Raw genomic sequence first — 16269 nt, forward strand, 5'->3', positions numbered from 1 at the left:
CATGCGTGTTTTTTTCAAATGTCGTTTGCGCCAACAACTCTGATTTCATCAAGACACCGGTTCTAATGTAACCTGTTGTTAATAACAGATCCGGGTCCCACTGAGGCAAATATCTTGGTGTCACTCTCTCACTATTTTTAGCTAAGGTATCAGTATCTGTGTAGACAAAGTGACTATCACCAACTTCGAGAGCTTGGCTCATCGCTAATAATGCATTAGGGTGGGTCAGCTCATCACCGGCATTTAAAAGTAAGCAGTGACTTTCTATTCCGAGAGATTCGATTGTTTTCACGACAGCATGTGCACCAACTTGCAACTCAAATGAAAAGCCATATTGTTTAGCAAAATTCTGCGCCAAATCCTCTAGTGAGGCCAAACCAGAACTCTGACTCTCAACCGGAACTAAAATTACCCGTCTCACCTCAAGAATTTGTTTATCAATAGATTGAAGTGTATTGGTCAAAAGCTGTAACGATGACGTTATCACAGGCGTATTTACCTCAATGACAACAAACTTATCATTTGCCGCCGCACCACTCATCGCAGTATTGTTGGTCGTTATTTTATCCAGTTGCTTTTGTTGCTCATTGACGTGCTTAGCATAAGTCGACTTTTGACGTTTCCAAGGAATAAGACTGCCAGATAGTCCCACGCTTCTTGTCATTTTCTTATATAGAGCCAAGTAGGTTGAGTTATTCTTCAAAAACTGAAAAAGAGAGCTAGGTAAAATCGCTTTTATCGTTTTAACGAGCGCGATAGCAATGTAATAAAGGCTTTTCATTATAGGCTTGGGACCCGTTTTATTTTTGGTTTAACAATTTAACGCTGATTTGATGCGCTTTGTTTTGTAGTTTTTTGTGGGCACCTAAAGTATCCATCGCGCCAATAATAACCCCATAAGCCGCCTTTAATTGACCAGACACCTCCAAGACCGTTGCCATGGCGGTAACAACATCAATATTAGAAACGCGTTTTGGGACTTTTGTCTGCTTACGGTAATTCAACAGTGCTTTTTCTGTTAGGGCAATTGGCTCAATTTTAGAGTTTGTTGATGAGCGAGATAACCAGTTTTTTACTTTGAGCTTGTGGGGCAAATTTGCCATGCACGCTCGGCCCACATTCGTGTCGCGCATACCAAAGTACGGATCGGCTAAGACACTAGCACAAAGTTGAAGATATAATTCCGGGGCAGATCTTTGTATCTGTTTGCAAATTTCTTGTTCCGAACCAAGTTCATTGCTTTGCTTTACGATTGGCTTTTGCTGTTGATTCGTAACGTAATTAATAAAAGCGTCAAAGTTTTCAATATTCACCTTTTCATTAAAGGACTTTAATCGCTTAATACTGCTGACTCTATATCGCTCAAATTCGCTCTTTTCTAGCACTGAAAATGAGGTCGTTTGACCTTTGTATGACTGTAAAAACCTATCCAGCATATGGTGCAAAGGTGCATCGGGTAATCGATTAAGTTGACGTTTGAACTCTAAGGCCTCAAAAGAATAGGATAAATTAACCGGTTTGGAACCGCTTGAAATAGGCTTGTTGTAACCAATTTGAGCCAGGAAGTCCTTAACAATATCGCCGTCTTTAAAAAACGATTTGCCATACAAACGAAACGTAATATCGAGCTCAGGTTTTTCTGTCATCAGTTTGTCAATTTTGTCCAAGTTGCCAAATTGGAGCTTTTTTGCCAGCTTAAGAGGAGCGGTTGCAAAGTGACGCTTGACCGATTGATTGTAGCCAGACTCTAATATCTCTAGTGGGCTTCTTACGTAATAAAGATATTGGGCATTATCAAAAAACGCAATGAGATCGTTGATACGTGCGAAAAATGCTTCAGAAGACAGCACAAGAGTATGCACGCCAAGTTTTGTGGTTTCGTCCATGAGTCGTTCAGCTTTTTCTTTAGAAAACGTGAAATCTTTATCTTTCACATCATAAAGTGAACGGGCATTACCAGAACTAATTCCATTGTCATCTAAGTTGTGCTCTGGGTAATGAATGCCCTCTTTTAATAGCTCTTCGCGGTTTTTTAACATCCAATTCTGGATGGCTGAAGTACCAGTTTTTCCTGGCCCCACATGTATAATTACGTTTAACATTGTTTGTTTTGATTTCTTAATTTGTCGCGTTACTTAATTAATTACTGTGTGACTTACTTTATTTAGTCTAATATGCACTAGGACTTTGGAATCATTGGCTATTAATTGGCTTTCATTGGTCGCCAATTCTGTCGTCTGCTCAGTCAAGTTTGATACTAAATGCTTTAATGAAAATTGGCTTTTTTCTACAGCGACCTTGTTCAAGGCAACAAGCGTCATCGCCGAGCCTTCGGGCTCACTCTTGTATGGTGTGTCATGCCAATCAATAAAGTCAAAATAGGATATCATTTTTTGCGGGGTGTTCGCTGAAAAGTTTTTTAACTCTGGTATTAATCCTGGCTCAACAATATCCCAAGCCGACATCACAACAACATTACTTTTGGTAACTTTGTTTAACGGCTCACTATCACTTACCCATTTATATTCTAAACGAAACAGTTCGAGTAGTGACGTCATTTGCTCTTGGCTTGTCGCTTGGCCCTTTGTCTTTCCTTCACTTGCTATTAACAAGAGAAGCTCTTTTGCCTGATTTAATACCGGGAAGTTGTTGATTAAAAAGCGACGAAACAGTCCTAACGGTATCGAGTTTACGTCGACAATACAATCAAATGACACCTGCTCGGTATTATTCGTGATTGGGCTTTCGCTATTATTTGCGTTACCTTCTACCGGCTGACTCAATACTGCTGAGTTATTCAATTCTATTGAGTTATTTAATAATGAACGCCAATACTGTTCATCCGATTTGCTTATTGGGAAGCCATCGACGTTCAATTGGCTCTTACGGTTAAGGGGACTGCGTGCTGTAACGTAGTTTTCGACTTTCAACCACAATACAAACCAAGGTGCTAAGTGTTTTTTCTTTTCAACCAAAGATAGCCATTTACGGTTAAAGGTGGTTAATGAAAACACCAGAGGCTTCTTATCTTGCTTTATGGACTGCGCAATCGTCGAGTCATTAAAGGCTTGCCCGACACCAAACGCTTGCTGAAGAAGGTAGTTTTGTTCTGCAAACTTTGCTTGCAGTCCAAGTGCACCTTTTGCCGTTACTAGCGATGCTTGATCTTTTACCAACCATTTTATTTTTTTTAATCTCGACCACAATTCAGTTACGGTTTGCCTTGCAAACTGCCTTCTCTGACTGAGGTTTTTAGGATTAGTATTATTAATCGCTGCTAAATAACCTGTCCAAGGCTTGAGTGAAGGGTTGGCAATCGATGACGACGACTTTATCTCTTTGTAGTGGTTTTGCTCACCGATAACTGTCATAAAGTGCTCTACTACATCGCGCTTTTGTTTTACGATTGCAGAAAAGTCTGAGACGACCATATTCGCGCTGCCAAACTGGTGTTGCCAAATACTCAATAAATCAAAATAGCGCCCTTGCCAATTAAAGCTACCTTCAAATTCTCTGAATGACTTTTTAAATTGGTGGTTTTGAACATATTCGAGATAGAGGGATTGTAAAAATGAAACTTGATCTCGAAGGTAACAAATGATTTTTACGTCAAATGCTTTTAATGCCTGGCTAACGACATTCACTTCGGCTGGAGCTAACCTAATAAGGCCCTCATAACTGATAACAAACTTGGTCGCAGCTGAAGTCTCAATCTCCGACTTCACTTTATCCCAGAGACACTGACCTGTTTCTTTCTTTTGAAGAATATTTTTAGACAAAAAGTAATGGCGACGACCTATTGCCGTCTCTGAAGCCAATCCGGTTTGGATATAATGAACACCCTGTTCAAGCAAAAACTGCCTATGTTCAAATAGGCAGTTTTGTATTGCGGTGGTTCCGGTTTTGAGGTGGCCTATGTGCACATAGACCGTTTTTCTCAAACCATTATCGTCATTAGTCGCCACTAATGACCTCAATTAACTGTGTGGTCGACACTGAAGGCGTGCGAGGTAAATATACCACCTCACAGATATCTTTAAATTCATCGAACTTACCTTTCCAGTCATCACCCATAACCAAAATATCAGCATTGAAGTGTTCGATGTACTCTCGCTTTTTCTCTAAAGACTCTTCGAAGAAACACAAGTTTACATAGCGTAAACCATTGACAATTTTCATTCGGTCATTTTGGTTGTAGACCGGATAACGTTGCTTTTTACTGTAGTTTAATTCGTCGGTTGAGATACCAACAATTAAGGCGTCACCGTAAGAAGCGGCACGCTGCAATAAGTTAACGTGACCTACGTGAAACACGTCATACGTGCCAAAAGTAATTACTGTTTTCATTTATTTCCTACTGCCCCAATGTCCAATCAATATAAAAATGAGTACTGCTTTTTGGATTTTGACCAATTAAAACTCCACAGCGGATCTGGTACGCGCCAAGATTCACCGTAGTTGAGTTTTAACAACGCATCAGGGTTTGCTGGTAGCAACATGATGTGGCCATTAACGACTTTTTCCTGTAAGGGCAAGACGTCCGACTTACTCACCCCTTTTCTTTCAAGCGGGTTCATGCTGCAGTATTCACCTTCAACAAACCCGGTGAAGATATCTAAATTTATCCCCTCTGGTGTCGTACACCAATAATGCGCGATACCCGAATGCCTTAAATGATACCCTTTTGACTGTAAAAACTCGACCATTCGTTGACGTTCTTCGAGAATTTCTGGCTCGGTATCAAACTGGCTGATGTAACAAATATCAACGTCATCATCATGAGGAATTAGCTTTCCGTCCCGAACAATTCCTAATAACGTGCCTGACGAAACAAACGCTTTAACGCCAAATTCATCAGTTAATAGTTTCATGACTTTGGATAAAGACGACATGATCTTGTTTATACGTTCTGGCGAACTAAGCTCAAATGTCTTCATAAAACCGTGAGGTCCAAGAGCAACGCCTTTATCTTTAACCAATTCATTAATTGTCGAATGAAGTAATAGCGCCGCTTCTGTTTGGCCATCAGCTCTTAACTTCTTGATTAACTTGTTGGCGTGACTGCCTTCGCGAATAGCAGCAAATAATAATGCATCCACCACCGGAGAGCGTTGGTTGTCATTAAATGATTTGACTGCACCCCAATTGTCAAAAATACAATGCCAATTTTTTAGGTCGCGAGAAACCTCAATCATCAAGCTATTGGCACGCGCTGCATATTCACCTGAGCGATTATAAACCACGACTTTATCTAGGTTTCTTACCGTGTTTAAGTCAATAATTAACCAAGGGCTTTGTTCATTTTTAGTATGGAAGTTGGAGCCACCATTCTTTTTACCTTCTAGCGCGCCTTGGCCGTTGTACTTTTTGTCATCGCCATAACAGGAACTAATGATCGTTGACTTATTTTTCGCAACGTTCACGCCATTTTTGTTATAAATTTCAATTGTATCTAAATGAAAAGACTTTTTGGTTTGCAGGCTTAAACGAACAAAGCGGCCTTTTTTATTAGTTTTGGCTACTAATGGCTCGCCTTGTTTGGCACCACCTAGTTCTAGCACTGGGTTTTGCTCTACGTGAGCTTTAATCAAGCCTTTAGCCGCTTCTAACTCTGCCTTAAACTGGTCAAAGTCAAATTGCGGCGCTGCCTCAACCTTGGTTTGTTGTTCTTGAACAGGCAACAAGGCTCTTTTGACGCGTCTTGCGATTCTTCTTAACATATTCTCTTTATTCTTTTCTCAATAGCGTAAATACAGGCTATAACTCAAACGCCGGGTCTGGCTTAGTCCAGCCACGACCGTATCTCGATTCCAAAAAGCCTTCTATTTGATTAGGCACACTAAATTCAAAACCATTAAAGTTGTAAGTCGACAATGGCTCTAAAAGGTCCATTTCAACATCACGGATTTGATAACGCTCCATGTGGGTTGCCACAACATTTTTATTCGGCTTTTTAACTTTGATGAATAAATCCATATCACAATCTTCATAATAACAGTGAAAATTAAGCGAATACGGCGTCGGGAATTTCGTCTTTATTCCAAGTGCTTCCACTTTTTGGCGCCAAATTTCTGCAACTTCTCTTGGCGTTTTTCCGTTAATACCATCAACAATAATAGCTACATCAATATCGTCATCGTGTGGTAAAAAGTCTTTATCACGATATAAGCCAAGTAATGTACCATAACAAGGGAATGGCGATGCACCCAATTCGTTTTTGATTAAATTGCAAAACTCGTGCATTCGTTGAGTTAAAAAGCCACTGTCCATTTCACTGAAAGGCACATTAAGGCCATGACGAGTAAAGATAACCTTAGGCAAGTGCGTGGAGTAACCTCCGCCCTCTTCAATTGAGTCCATGTACACTTTGAGGTTGTCTTTATTGCCCAAGAAAAACTTCTTATAAGCACGCGCTCTATGCAATCGATAAACACCAAAAAAGCGCCCCATAATTTTTGTAAACTCTGGTGATTGCTTTTTACCATATAACCATTCACGCAGAGTGATAAGAGCGACAGCGGTTTTGAAATCCTCAATAGTTGAGTCCAGAACCTGCCAGTTTTCTCCGTCTTGACTGGTGTAAACCAAACGTAAAACCGATCCCATACCAGAGTAGATGTCAGGTGCCCAAAGTTTAAGCTCTGTTGCTTTTGACTCATTAATCTCTATATCAAAAACATGAGGTTGTGGTAACAGCCAACACTCTTTTTTCAGGCGAAGTAGTTCGGCTTCAAAGCCAGCTTTACCGGATTCGTTTAACGTTAAGACATCACCTTGATCAAGCTGAGCGCTCAACATCATTGGCCTAGCTAAGCGACGCTTAAAGCAAACCACTTTTACAAATTTACGGTCCTCAATTTTGAGGGTCTCTGCCTTTTCTTGGGATAACGCCAAATCCGGTGTATTCCAAGCAAAATGCTCAAAGAGGTGCATAATGTGACTATTGACGTGGTTTCTTTGCGCTAAATTCACTTTCTCAGATTTTTTATGAGAGGCAATAAATTCTCTCAGGACTCGATAAAAATTATCAACCGTTTGAGACATGCCACGCGCAATGTAATATTGGTTGATGTTTTCAAGTGAGGCTTTTAACTCATCTTCGAGTACCTTTTTCTGGCTATTAAGTTGATATCGAGATTGTTCAAATACAACCTTGCCAGCTTTGTTGGTAACTGCACACGCAATGCTGGCTGCGCGAGACCCAAAGTTATCTTTACGATTAAAAAACTCTATGCATTCGATATGGTGTTCACCGTCTAGCTCAACTTGCCACCAAGGCTTGACTTCACGCTTTGAATGAAATGACACTGAATTTCCGACGCCACCTGTTAATGGACGCCCTAAGTCCTCAAAGCTCTTAGCGTGAGAACTTGCAGAAACAACGTACTTACCTTTGTACTTTCTTAGCTTACCAGCAGAGTTTCTGATCCAAATAACAACGTGGTTGAAGTTGAGACTGACTGGCTTGTCTTGTGTAATTTTAAATGTGATGGACTGGCCTTTGGCATCCACGTCAAAGTGCCATGGTGATAGATTGCGGACAGGGCCGAATACAAAACCTGAAAGCGCGTTAATTACGTTGGGTAGCTCTGTTTCTGGCTTAAGATTAGAGATTGATTTTTCTAGCTTTACTTGGCTAGGTGTCTTTAAGTACTGCTTAGTAAAAAATGCCAACCATGTTCTTTTAACTTTGGCTTTAATATTGCGAATCAAACTTGTCCTCTCTACCACTCTTTCACAAACTCAAAAAAGCTGCTCTGAATAACATTGCGCAGCCCACAAGAAAGCCCACCATATAAAGACGACAAGACTGCCTTAAGGTGGGCTAAACGAGTGGCGATTTTACGCGAAAACACCAAAAATCACAAAATATTAATCGTTATGAAATGTAACTGTCACATTGCAAAGCTAAAATATCATTTAGCGTAAATCTCTAAATGTAAATCCGCACACTTTTCAATGGAAAGCGGCTTGCTAATGTTTTCGACAAATTGACTATGCAAGCTTCTGTCCTTAACCACTTCCATCATGGTCTCGGCTAAACTCATCGGCTTACCCGTTCTAAAGTGCAAACCATTAACACCGTGTATGACTTTTTCAGCCATTCCACCAATATCACTGACAATAAGTGGTACTTTGTAGTTGAACGACTCTTGAATCACCATAGGTGAATTTTCCCACCAGATAGATGGGACAATAGCCCAGTCCGCTCCTGCCAATAACTTTGGCATTTCGTGAGGCTCGTATGTTCCGTGGAAGTTGAGCTGCACATCACTATTCTTAACAGCTTTTTCAACCTTCTTTTTAAAAGCGGCTGACTGATGCTCGAGGTTTGCACCGTGAATATCGACGACGACATAGGTACGATACTCTTCATCTATGTATTTTAGCGCTTCCAATAAAACCGTAATCCCCTTAAACGGACTTACCTGACCAAAAAACGCAAACTTGACGGTTTCACTTGCAGACATTTTCGCAATCACGTCTTGAGCTTTAGGCTGACCATTTTCAATCACAGTAATGTCGTTTTCTGCCAGACCCCATTCAACATATCGGTCTTTTAAAAACTGAGACGGCGAAACAAAATGGTCTATATTTGAGAAAATCGATTTGAAGTACTTTTCACGTAAGAAGAAGTCTCCTGGCTGTTTTTCTGGGAAACAACCGTGGCAATCTCTTGGTGTTGATTTGTAACACAACTTGCCGTTTGTTTTGAGCATCAAGCCATTGCGATGACACAATGCCAAAAACTCATGAATGGTGAAAACCAGCTTACAGTCAGGCAGAGTTCGACGAATCTCTTCGATGATTTCAACACCCATTAATACGTAATGATGGACATGTACAACATCAGGTTTAAGAGCAATTAATAAATCTCGAAACTCCTGCCACAATTGACGCGTCTTGATATTTGAATATAAAAAACCGTCATCCATTGTGGTATGGAACATGATTTCTCGATGGGTATTGTTACGAGTAGAAAAAGAAGCACCACCGTGTGGCGTTTGACCCGTTCTTGCTAAAAAGAACGCGTCTAATCCACGGTCGCGATATTCTTTATACATATTAAATGCTGCGACTTCCGCGCCACCTTTGTTAATGTCAGGGTGGCCATGAGAAATAATTAAAATGCGTTGTTGATTATTGCTCACCTGCTAACTCCTGAATTAATCCTTCCCAACGAGACACTTGATATACACCATTTAATAAGGTTAGTTTAAATTTCCAATCGCCAGCATCGACTAAGTCTTGTGACAATCTTTCTAAGTGGTACATGACGACCTTACTGGTCACGTAAACTTTTTGGCCGCTGTTGTGCACCTTCAAACAAAGGTCTGAGTCTTCAAAGTCACCTAATACATAAAGAGGCTCTAAACCGCCTAACGATTTGTAGGTTTCAGTTTTCATCAACATACACGCACCTGTGGTTAATGGTGACTCAAAGGTGTCAGGCAAATTGATAATATCGATTGGAAAGCCTTTGTATTGATGGTGGTTCATCCAAATACCGGGGAAGTGCTCATCTTTTCTAAAGGACATGCCCGCGTGCTGAATCGTCTCATCTTCATAGACTAGCGTTGCGCCCATAATGCCGGCATTATCAGCCTGTTCAAATTCATTAAGTAAGGTGCTTACCCAGTCGTTATGTTTTGGAATAATGTCAGAATTTAGAAGTAATAAGTGCTCTGCCGTCGCGTATTCAGAACCTAGATTATTGGCACCAGAAAAGCCCAAGTTGCGTTCTGATAATACGAGTTTAAAAGGCACACCGAAGGTTTCATATATGCCCTTTGCCGTTACGTTGACTTCGTGAGTCAAAATTGGATCGTCTAAAACATAAATAAGCTCAGCACCTTTAAACCCAGGATCGCGCGCAAATTGAGACACTTGCAGCTGCATAAAGTCATAACGACCATACAAAGGCACTATGATTGAAATAGTTGGTTTGGACGCTATTTCTCCAAAGGTTTTAACTTGTACATTGTTTGATTTGGCTTGACGTGTTTTCCAAATCTTTTGAACATTTGGTAGCGTCGAGTTTACGAGATTAGTACTGAAGTCATCACTGTTGACCTTCAGGTCTTCCAGTTCTTTCTTAATTCTTTCGATATCAGGGTCTTTAGGGCGGTTTACCACGGCAGGTGCGGCTTTTTCTTTCGCTGAAACCTTAATCCCTGCTTGAACCAAAAAGTCCATGGCGTCTTCTGGATTAGGACCGGCATGACTGACCAATGACTTAACCGAGTCTACCGTTGTAATGCGCATATTAGTCGTCTTGAAATTGATACCAGAGTGACTGAAGACAAGATTATTAAACTGGTTGGGTGGACAATCTAGCACCGCCAAAAAGCCAAACACGTGTTCGTTTGAAGGTAAGCCAAGCGCTTGTTTCACGTCAGAGCGAGGAAACTCCATTGTTTTAATCGCTACATCCGCTTTGCCTTGGATAGCTGACAAACCCGTCGAAATAGCGCTTTCTTTGTTTGCGCACCATCCAACTATCACCACTTTGTTCTCAGTAAAATAGTTAAAATCTATGGTAAGGATCTGATTTTTGACTGAGTCATAACGAATGACTTTTTTGATCAGACTTTTGATTTTTGAATTAAGCATTTATTTTTAGACGTCTAGTAAAAATTTGAACTGGCTTTTATACCAAAATAATGAAGATTTTGCGAGAGAGCAATTTTAGCGAGCTAGAAAATAGAATCTAGATTAAATTCAGTTCCAAACTTACTTTGAGAATAATTCCAGCTTCATTAGATTCATAACTGCCTATTAATAAACTTTTTTCAGAGAATATATATTAGGCAGTTAAAAAGCTTCGGATTTAGGTTCTCTAAAACCTATGTTTGGAAGCATTTAATAGTTCCCGCTATTTATAAACACGTCCTTCTTTCTCACCTTGCTTTGTCCAGTGAGCTTTAGCACTATCTGCGCTCGTGACCCCTAGCCTCTTAAGGTCATTATTTTTATTATTGTAAACAGCCCAATTAAAATCGCTTGGAATACTATAACGATATAAACGATTCTCATTTTTACCATATTTACAATAATGCTTTATTGCATCTAGCTGGTTATCCACCCCGTTGAATAACATTGCTTTGTTTAAAAATAAATAATCTTTCCATTTAAGTTCCGAGCTTACGTCTTTTATCTCAATGTTATAGTCTATTTTATCAATAAAAAGACCTAAATTTAGCTTCATTAAATCAGATAGAAGGTTTAACGGTGCACCGTGGCAATAAAGCCTTTTCTTATAGGCCATAAAGTCTAATACTCTTGGTTCTGACAACAGGTCTTTCTTCATGTGCTTATTAGAAAACGGTACGCTAATACCAACAATCATATCGTTATTTAAACGCAAACAACTTTCTATAAACTCTTGACTCTTCTCACCTAGAGGATCTTTGTAAAAGTGCATCCAAGTCGCCAAAATTGAGTGCTGTACACCCAAAAGGTTTAAGTCAGAGAAGTCCGAGCTGGAATACGCTTGAAAAACTAGTTGATTTAAAACGCCTAACTCCTTAGCCAATTTAACAATTTCGGTAACAAAGTCTAAATAACTTAAACTTGTTTTTCTAATATCTAAAATTAAATATTTTTTGTTTTGTCTTATTGTTTTTAGCAAGTCAACTAAGGAAATAGGCGTTAACTCAGACTCAAACTTAGCTTTTAAAAACTCTTCTTCTGAAATTTTATTTAACTTTTTCTTGAGCCCATACTGCTTTTCAAACCCAGGGTTTACAACAAGTATTTTTTTATCTTTGTCTTCGGTTAATGTTACCTGAACCGTATCGAGCAACCGGTAAGAGGCCTCAATACTCTCCTTCGAATTTGTCGCTATATGATCTAGATAAGTTCCTCCGCACCTAGCAATAAGTCTATTACTTGCCAGCTTCATCTTTTCCATTACTCGAGGGATACTCGCTTTGTGATAAGTGGTTCTATCTATCTTTATTTCGCTGGAGTACTGACATATAAATTTTAACTCTTCGATAATAAAATCAACATCAGTCGGGGCCATCAAGGTTCCGGTAGTTATGCTTTTTTGTATTTTGCGGAGACCTGTGCGGCTATAGTTACCTTGCAATACATCTTTTATCTTACCTTTCAACTCCCATGGTTTGGCGGTAAGACCCGCAGTAAACAATTCACAAGTACCTGCAACGAGAGGTAAGTCAAAAACCGTTGAATTGTTATCTGAATATTCAGCTAACAATATTTGAATAGCGGGTTTTTCCATTGCCGCAGCCTCAAATAAAGTAGATGATGTGTCTGAAATGACTAGGTCACAATGCTTCATCAATTCTAACGTAATACCATTGATATTTTCTGTCACATTTAGATTTTTGGTATTTAAATGTGCTGTCTCTGGGTGCAAACTGGTCACTATATTCTCTACGCCTGTAAGCTCCTCAATAGCTTTTTGCATAGAAACGTTTGCACTGATATGCCAAGTAGGAGCAAACAATATTATTGGTTTGTTCGGATCTAAATTACAAAGTTCACAGATTTCATCACGACTATATGTTGAAGGCTCATGCAAACTCGCCGCTTTGATAAATGCTCCGCTTTTAACAATAGGACGACTCGTCGTATCAGGAAAAAAGCTTCTTATCGATCGGACATGATCAGGTCCAGCAGTAATAATTTCATCAAAAAAATTAAATCTAGGCTCACTTGCCAAAAACCATTTAAGGTTGCTAGCTCCGTGATCTATTAGGACTCGTTTTTTGTTTTTATATTCTTCACCAGGCTCACACAGAGGCTTATTAAAATAGACAATACAATCACAATCAACGTTAGGTGGGAGCTCTTTCGTTGTGGTAAAAATTGGACAGATATCTGCCGACGTCATCTTATTTAATAAACTCAACGCGCAATCAAAGTGCTTTCTGATGTACGTGTCTCCAAATAAAACTTTATACATATTAATTCCAATATCGGCTGTAACTAAATCTTAATCCGTATGCAAAATTACTTATTCTATTGTTATGATCTGCATAGTTGTTTTTAGCTGGCTTTGGTACCTCTGCCATGTGTTCATAGAAGCCCTCAGAAACCAGTTCGTTACTGTATTTAGCTATGGCTTTCTCCTCTCCCCAGCGACATGCGAGCGCAAGAGTCCCCTCCAACATAAGTTTTCGTCTAAAATTAAACTCATTGTTTTCTTCAGTATAAAAGCGGTCTGTAACATCGTGTTGAAATCTTGCTGTTGGGCAAACTTTTAACATTAAACCCTCAGACTTGACCCTCCATGACAAATCAACATCCTCACAATACATATGTATGTTCTCATCGAAACCATGTGTTTTCTCATGTAGGTATTTACTTATTAAAAAAGCAGCGCCGGAAACCCAATTAGTATCAAAGACATTTGGGTCAAACCACTTTGGATGCTCTATTGGAGTGTTGATTAGCTCAATTAACGCTTTGTCATTATAAAAGTCACTAAAATTTATTGCATTTGCAATAGATTCTTTAAGAAAGTATCCATCTGGGTTAACACCTATATAAAGATCATTTTTTTGAAATGCGTGGTTCATCAGGACGTTGTGCGCAGCACCAAAGCCTAAGTTTTCTTGGTTATCTATAAATTGAATCTCTGGAAACATCTTAGTATAAGAATACTGTTCACCATCGTTCGCAATAAAAACCAGACCAAGTTGGTGTAAATTAGTGCGTATTTTCTCTCGATTAAAAGACTCTATTAATCGATAAACCTCAGCTTCCGTGTTTTTGTATAATACACATCCCACCATTACCCTTTTTTTGTCTTTACTCTCGTGTTTTAAAGCAGGGTTTTTCTTTTTAATTGATGACGAGTCTAATGCAAGCCCTTGCGCTAATGCAGTTCTTACGATTTGAAAGGTAGAAACCTGATTCTCACCATTAAAATAAAGTTCACGTATCCTTTCTAAATAAAAAGGATCTAAACTATTTTCTCCTCTGGAAATCCGCCCATCATTGCAACCAAAGTATATTAAGTGTCCCAATATACACATGCCAGACTTTACAACGTCTGGGCTCTGTGCCGCATATTCTTTTAAACTAAAATAAGGACTTACTTCCAAATACTCATTACCTTTCTCGTTTATAAACCGCTTTTTAAATGCATACTCAATGGGAATATTTTCTAATCCATCCAGTTTATTGTCCTTACGAAAGAAGTCATTATCAAAGAAAGGCGACGGGCTTATATCCAACTCATTTAACAATTCAACCAGGCCACTAAAATCCTTAAGAGCCTTTATAGCTGAAGAGCGATCCGGAAGACGTCTTAATGCACAAAGTTGCTGTAAAATATATTCCATGTCAATGTACTTAGATGGGGAGCGACCTTCATAAAACCCCCATTTTATGTAATGGATAACAGGGCAATGCCCATAAGATTCCAAGTCAGGGTTTGAGGTAACGTAAAAATAACCATCAAAAAAAACCGAAATTTCTTTTCTCCAGTATTTTTTATCTTGTAGATACTGTTCCAGAGAAAAGACATTTCCTTTCAGGTTTGAGACAGTAGATTGATCGAATAATTGGGATTTGATTACAAGTTCTTTAAATTCAGGTTTCATTACTTTACTTCACAAAGTCAAGAGCAAAAAATTTAACTTCAATTTCACTACGGTACTGTAATAACAACTCTTGATTTCGACGCCAAATTTTTTGCTTTTCGACTATTTCATTTTTCGTAGAGCTATTATTTGGTGTTGAATTTGAACCGTCATTCCTCATTGAGTACAAACCAACGACCTTATCTAAATTGCTGAAGTCCAAAGGAACTTTACTACCTATCCTTAAAAGAAATTCATAGTCCTCAACTCTGGACATATTCTCTCTAAAGTAGAGTTCAGTTGAATCTATCATATCGCAGTTGATTACATAAGAGTGCAAGGGACAGAAATTAGCTTCGAGTAGGTCTATTTTATTACCTCTATTAAATGGTTTTTGGAGGCTTTCTTTTAATAAGAATTTGTCTAAAACCAACTCATTACACACATCTATGTAAGCAAAGGACAACCCCGCTTGTAACCTTTTATTGCTCTCGATCAACAGGTTATATGCGTGACTATATAAAATGTCGTCATAGTCTAAAAACGCTAAGTATTTGTTTTTTGTTTTTATATGTTGACTAATCCCCACATTAATAAGCTCTGAGCGCGCATCTGAATGTTTCGGGTTAGCAAGATTAACAATTATGGGTTTTTGATGTTCAGAGAAGTACCAAATATCATCTACTAGCTCCTTAACCTTTAGTGCCTCTTGCTCTTTAAACTTCTGTGTAACAATGATTGGTGTCACGGAAACGTTAACCTGAGAGTGTAATGAATCCAACGACCTCTCTAGTAATGCTAGATCTGCACAATTATGAAATCGTATGATCGTACTTATGTTGTCCATTGATTTTTCCTACTCTCAAGTTTTTAAACCCATAATTACATTTCTGAGGTTTTCTTTCCAATCAGTTTGGCTTAAGTTTGATTGCTCAAGAATCATAGACATCACGCTGTAACTAGGCCTTTTAGCAGGCGTCGGATATGCACTACTTGGAATAGGGTGTATTTTTGTGACAGAATTTAACAGGCCAAGTTCACGCCCTTGCTTTTCGATTTCAACAGCAAAGTCATACCAACTACAAACACCTTCATCCGTCCAATGAAACACGCCCTTCTCTTGATTTGAGCTAAAAGCCAAACATGCTTTTGCAAGCTCAGATGCAGAGGTTGGCGAACCAATTTGATCGTCCACTACCGACAACTCATCACGCTCATTCATTAAACGTAACATAGTTTTTACAAAGTTATTGCCATGAGCTGAATAAACCCAAGAAGTACGGATAATTGCACTGTTATTTGGCAATACTTCCTTAATGGCTAGTTCACCGGCCATTTTACTTTCGCCGTATACGCTCTGTGGATTGTACTCATCATCAGGTAAATACGGAGTTCCTTTATCACCGCCAAAGACATAATCAGTTGAAACGTGGGTTAAATGAATATCACGTTTTGCACAAAATTCAGCAAGGTTACGAACAGCGTCGCGGTTAATTAAAAAGGCTTGTTCTGGCTCTGATTCAGCTTTATCTACAGCCGTATAAGCAGACGCGTTGATCATTCCCTTTATAGCTAAGTGGCCCAATGTAGCTTCGATGTTTTCTGGAGACGTAATATCAATTTCGTTGCGACCAAAAAACAATAATGACTCATCTTTATTTAACTGTTGTAGTTCCCAAGCCAATTGGCCAGACTTGCCAATGACAACTGT

Annotated in this window: 12 protein-coding genes; all 12 read right to left on the reverse strand. The window is 39.1% G+C overall.

What is annotated here, in order from left to right; all coding sequences use genetic code 11:
• Nucleotides 1-781, reverse strand: a 781-nt coding sequence (locus AC4E96_RS09010; protein WP_490255584.1) for a glycosyltransferase family protein, incomplete at its 3' end; no start/stop codon positions are given.
• A 19-nt stretch (nt 782-800) separates the two neighbouring features.
• Nucleotides 801-2102 (reverse strand): hypothetical protein, encoded by a 1302-nt coding sequence (locus AC4E96_RS09015; protein WP_490255585.1) that lies wholly within the window; start codon nt 2100-2102, stop codon nt 801-803.
• Nucleotides 2103-2135: 33 nt separating this feature from the next.
• The gene (locus AC4E96_RS09020) at nt 2136-3965 is read right to left on the reverse strand and encodes a hypothetical protein (RefSeq protein WP_490255586.1); all 1830 of its coding nucleotides are present in this window, start codon (nt 3963-3965) and stop codon (nt 2136-2138) included.
• The gene (locus AC4E96_RS09025) at nt 3955-4347 is read right to left on the reverse strand and encodes an FAD synthase family protein (RefSeq protein ID WP_488033798.1); all 393 of its coding nucleotides are present in this window, start codon (nt 4345-4347) and stop codon (nt 3955-3957) included. The genes AC4E96_RS09020 and AC4E96_RS09025 overlap by 11 nt, the downstream gene beginning before the upstream one ends.
• 26 nt (nt 4348-4373) lie before the next feature.
• A complete protein-coding gene (locus AC4E96_RS09030) occupies nt 4374-5720 on the reverse strand; it encodes a LicD family protein (protein WP_488033799.1) in 1347 nt (448 codons plus the stop codon).
• Nucleotides 5721-5757: 37 nt separating this feature from the next.
• Nucleotides 5758-7674, reverse strand: coding sequence for a LicD family protein (locus AC4E96_RS09035; protein WP_490255587.1), 1917 nt, complete (start codon nt 7672-7674; stop codon nt 5758-5760).
• A 242-nt stretch (nt 7675-7916) separates the two neighbouring features.
• Complete coding sequence (locus tag AC4E96_RS09040; RefSeq protein ID WP_490255588.1) at nt 7917-9152, reverse strand: glycosyltransferase family 4 protein; 1236 nt, start codon at nt 9150-9152, stop codon at nt 7917-7919.
• Complete coding sequence (locus tag AC4E96_RS09045; RefSeq protein ID WP_490255589.1) at nt 9142-10614, reverse strand: glycosyltransferase; 1473 nt, start codon at nt 10612-10614, stop codon at nt 9142-9144. The genes AC4E96_RS09040 and AC4E96_RS09045 overlap by 11 nt, the downstream gene beginning before the upstream one ends.
• Before the next feature lie 262 nt (nt 10615-10876).
• Nucleotides 10877-12934: a hypothetical protein gene (locus AC4E96_RS09050; protein WP_490255590.1), complete on the reverse strand. Its 2058-nt coding sequence runs from the start codon at nt 12932-12934 to the stop codon at nt 10877-10879.
• 1 nt (nt 12935) lies between these two features.
• Nucleotides 12936-14579 carry a glycosyltransferase family protein gene (locus AC4E96_RS09055; RefSeq protein ID WP_490255591.1) on the reverse strand — a complete coding sequence of 548 codons (1644 nt, stop codon included), beginning with the start codon at nt 14577-14579 and terminating at the stop codon, nt 12936-12938.
• A gap of 4 nt (nt 14580-14583) precedes the next feature.
• Entirely contained in the window at nt 14584-15306 is a 723-nt protein-coding gene (locus tag AC4E96_RS09060) for a hypothetical protein (protein ID WP_490255592.1), read from the reverse strand.
• A 114-nt stretch (nt 15307-15420) separates the two neighbouring features.
• Nucleotides 15421-16269, reverse strand: an 849-nt coding sequence (gene rfbD / locus AC4E96_RS09065) for a dTDP-4-dehydrorhamnose reductase (protein WP_490255593.1), incomplete at its 5' end; no start/stop codon positions are given.

It is taken from the genome of Psychrosphaera sp. (assembly GCF_982872775.1).

What these genes read in the sequence shown, in the direction of transcription:
- AC4E96_RS09050 (WP_490255590.1), bottom strand. Translation starts at nt 12,934, where the DNA reads ATGTATAAAGTTTTATTTGGAGACACGTACATCAGAAAGCACTTTGAT.
- AC4E96_RS09025 (WP_488033798.1), bottom strand. Translation starts at nt 4,347, where the DNA reads ATGAAAACAGTAATTACTTTTGGCACGTATGACGTGTTTCACGTAGGT.
- AC4E96_RS09030 (WP_488033799.1), bottom strand. Translation starts at nt 5,720, where the DNA reads ATGTTAAGAAGAATCGCAAGACGCGTCAAAAGAGCCTTGTTGCCTGTT.
- AC4E96_RS09045 (WP_490255589.1), bottom strand. Translation starts at nt 10,614, where the DNA reads ATGCTTAATTCAAAAATCAAAAGTCTGATCAAAAAAGTCATTCGTTAT.
- AC4E96_RS09055 (WP_490255591.1), bottom strand. Translation starts at nt 14,579, where the DNA reads ATGAAACCTGAATTTAAAGAACTTGTAATCAAATCCCAATTATTCGAT.
- AC4E96_RS09015 (WP_490255585.1), bottom strand. Translation starts at nt 2,102, where the DNA reads ATGTTAAACGTAATTATACATGTGGGGCCAGGAAAAACTGGTACTTCA.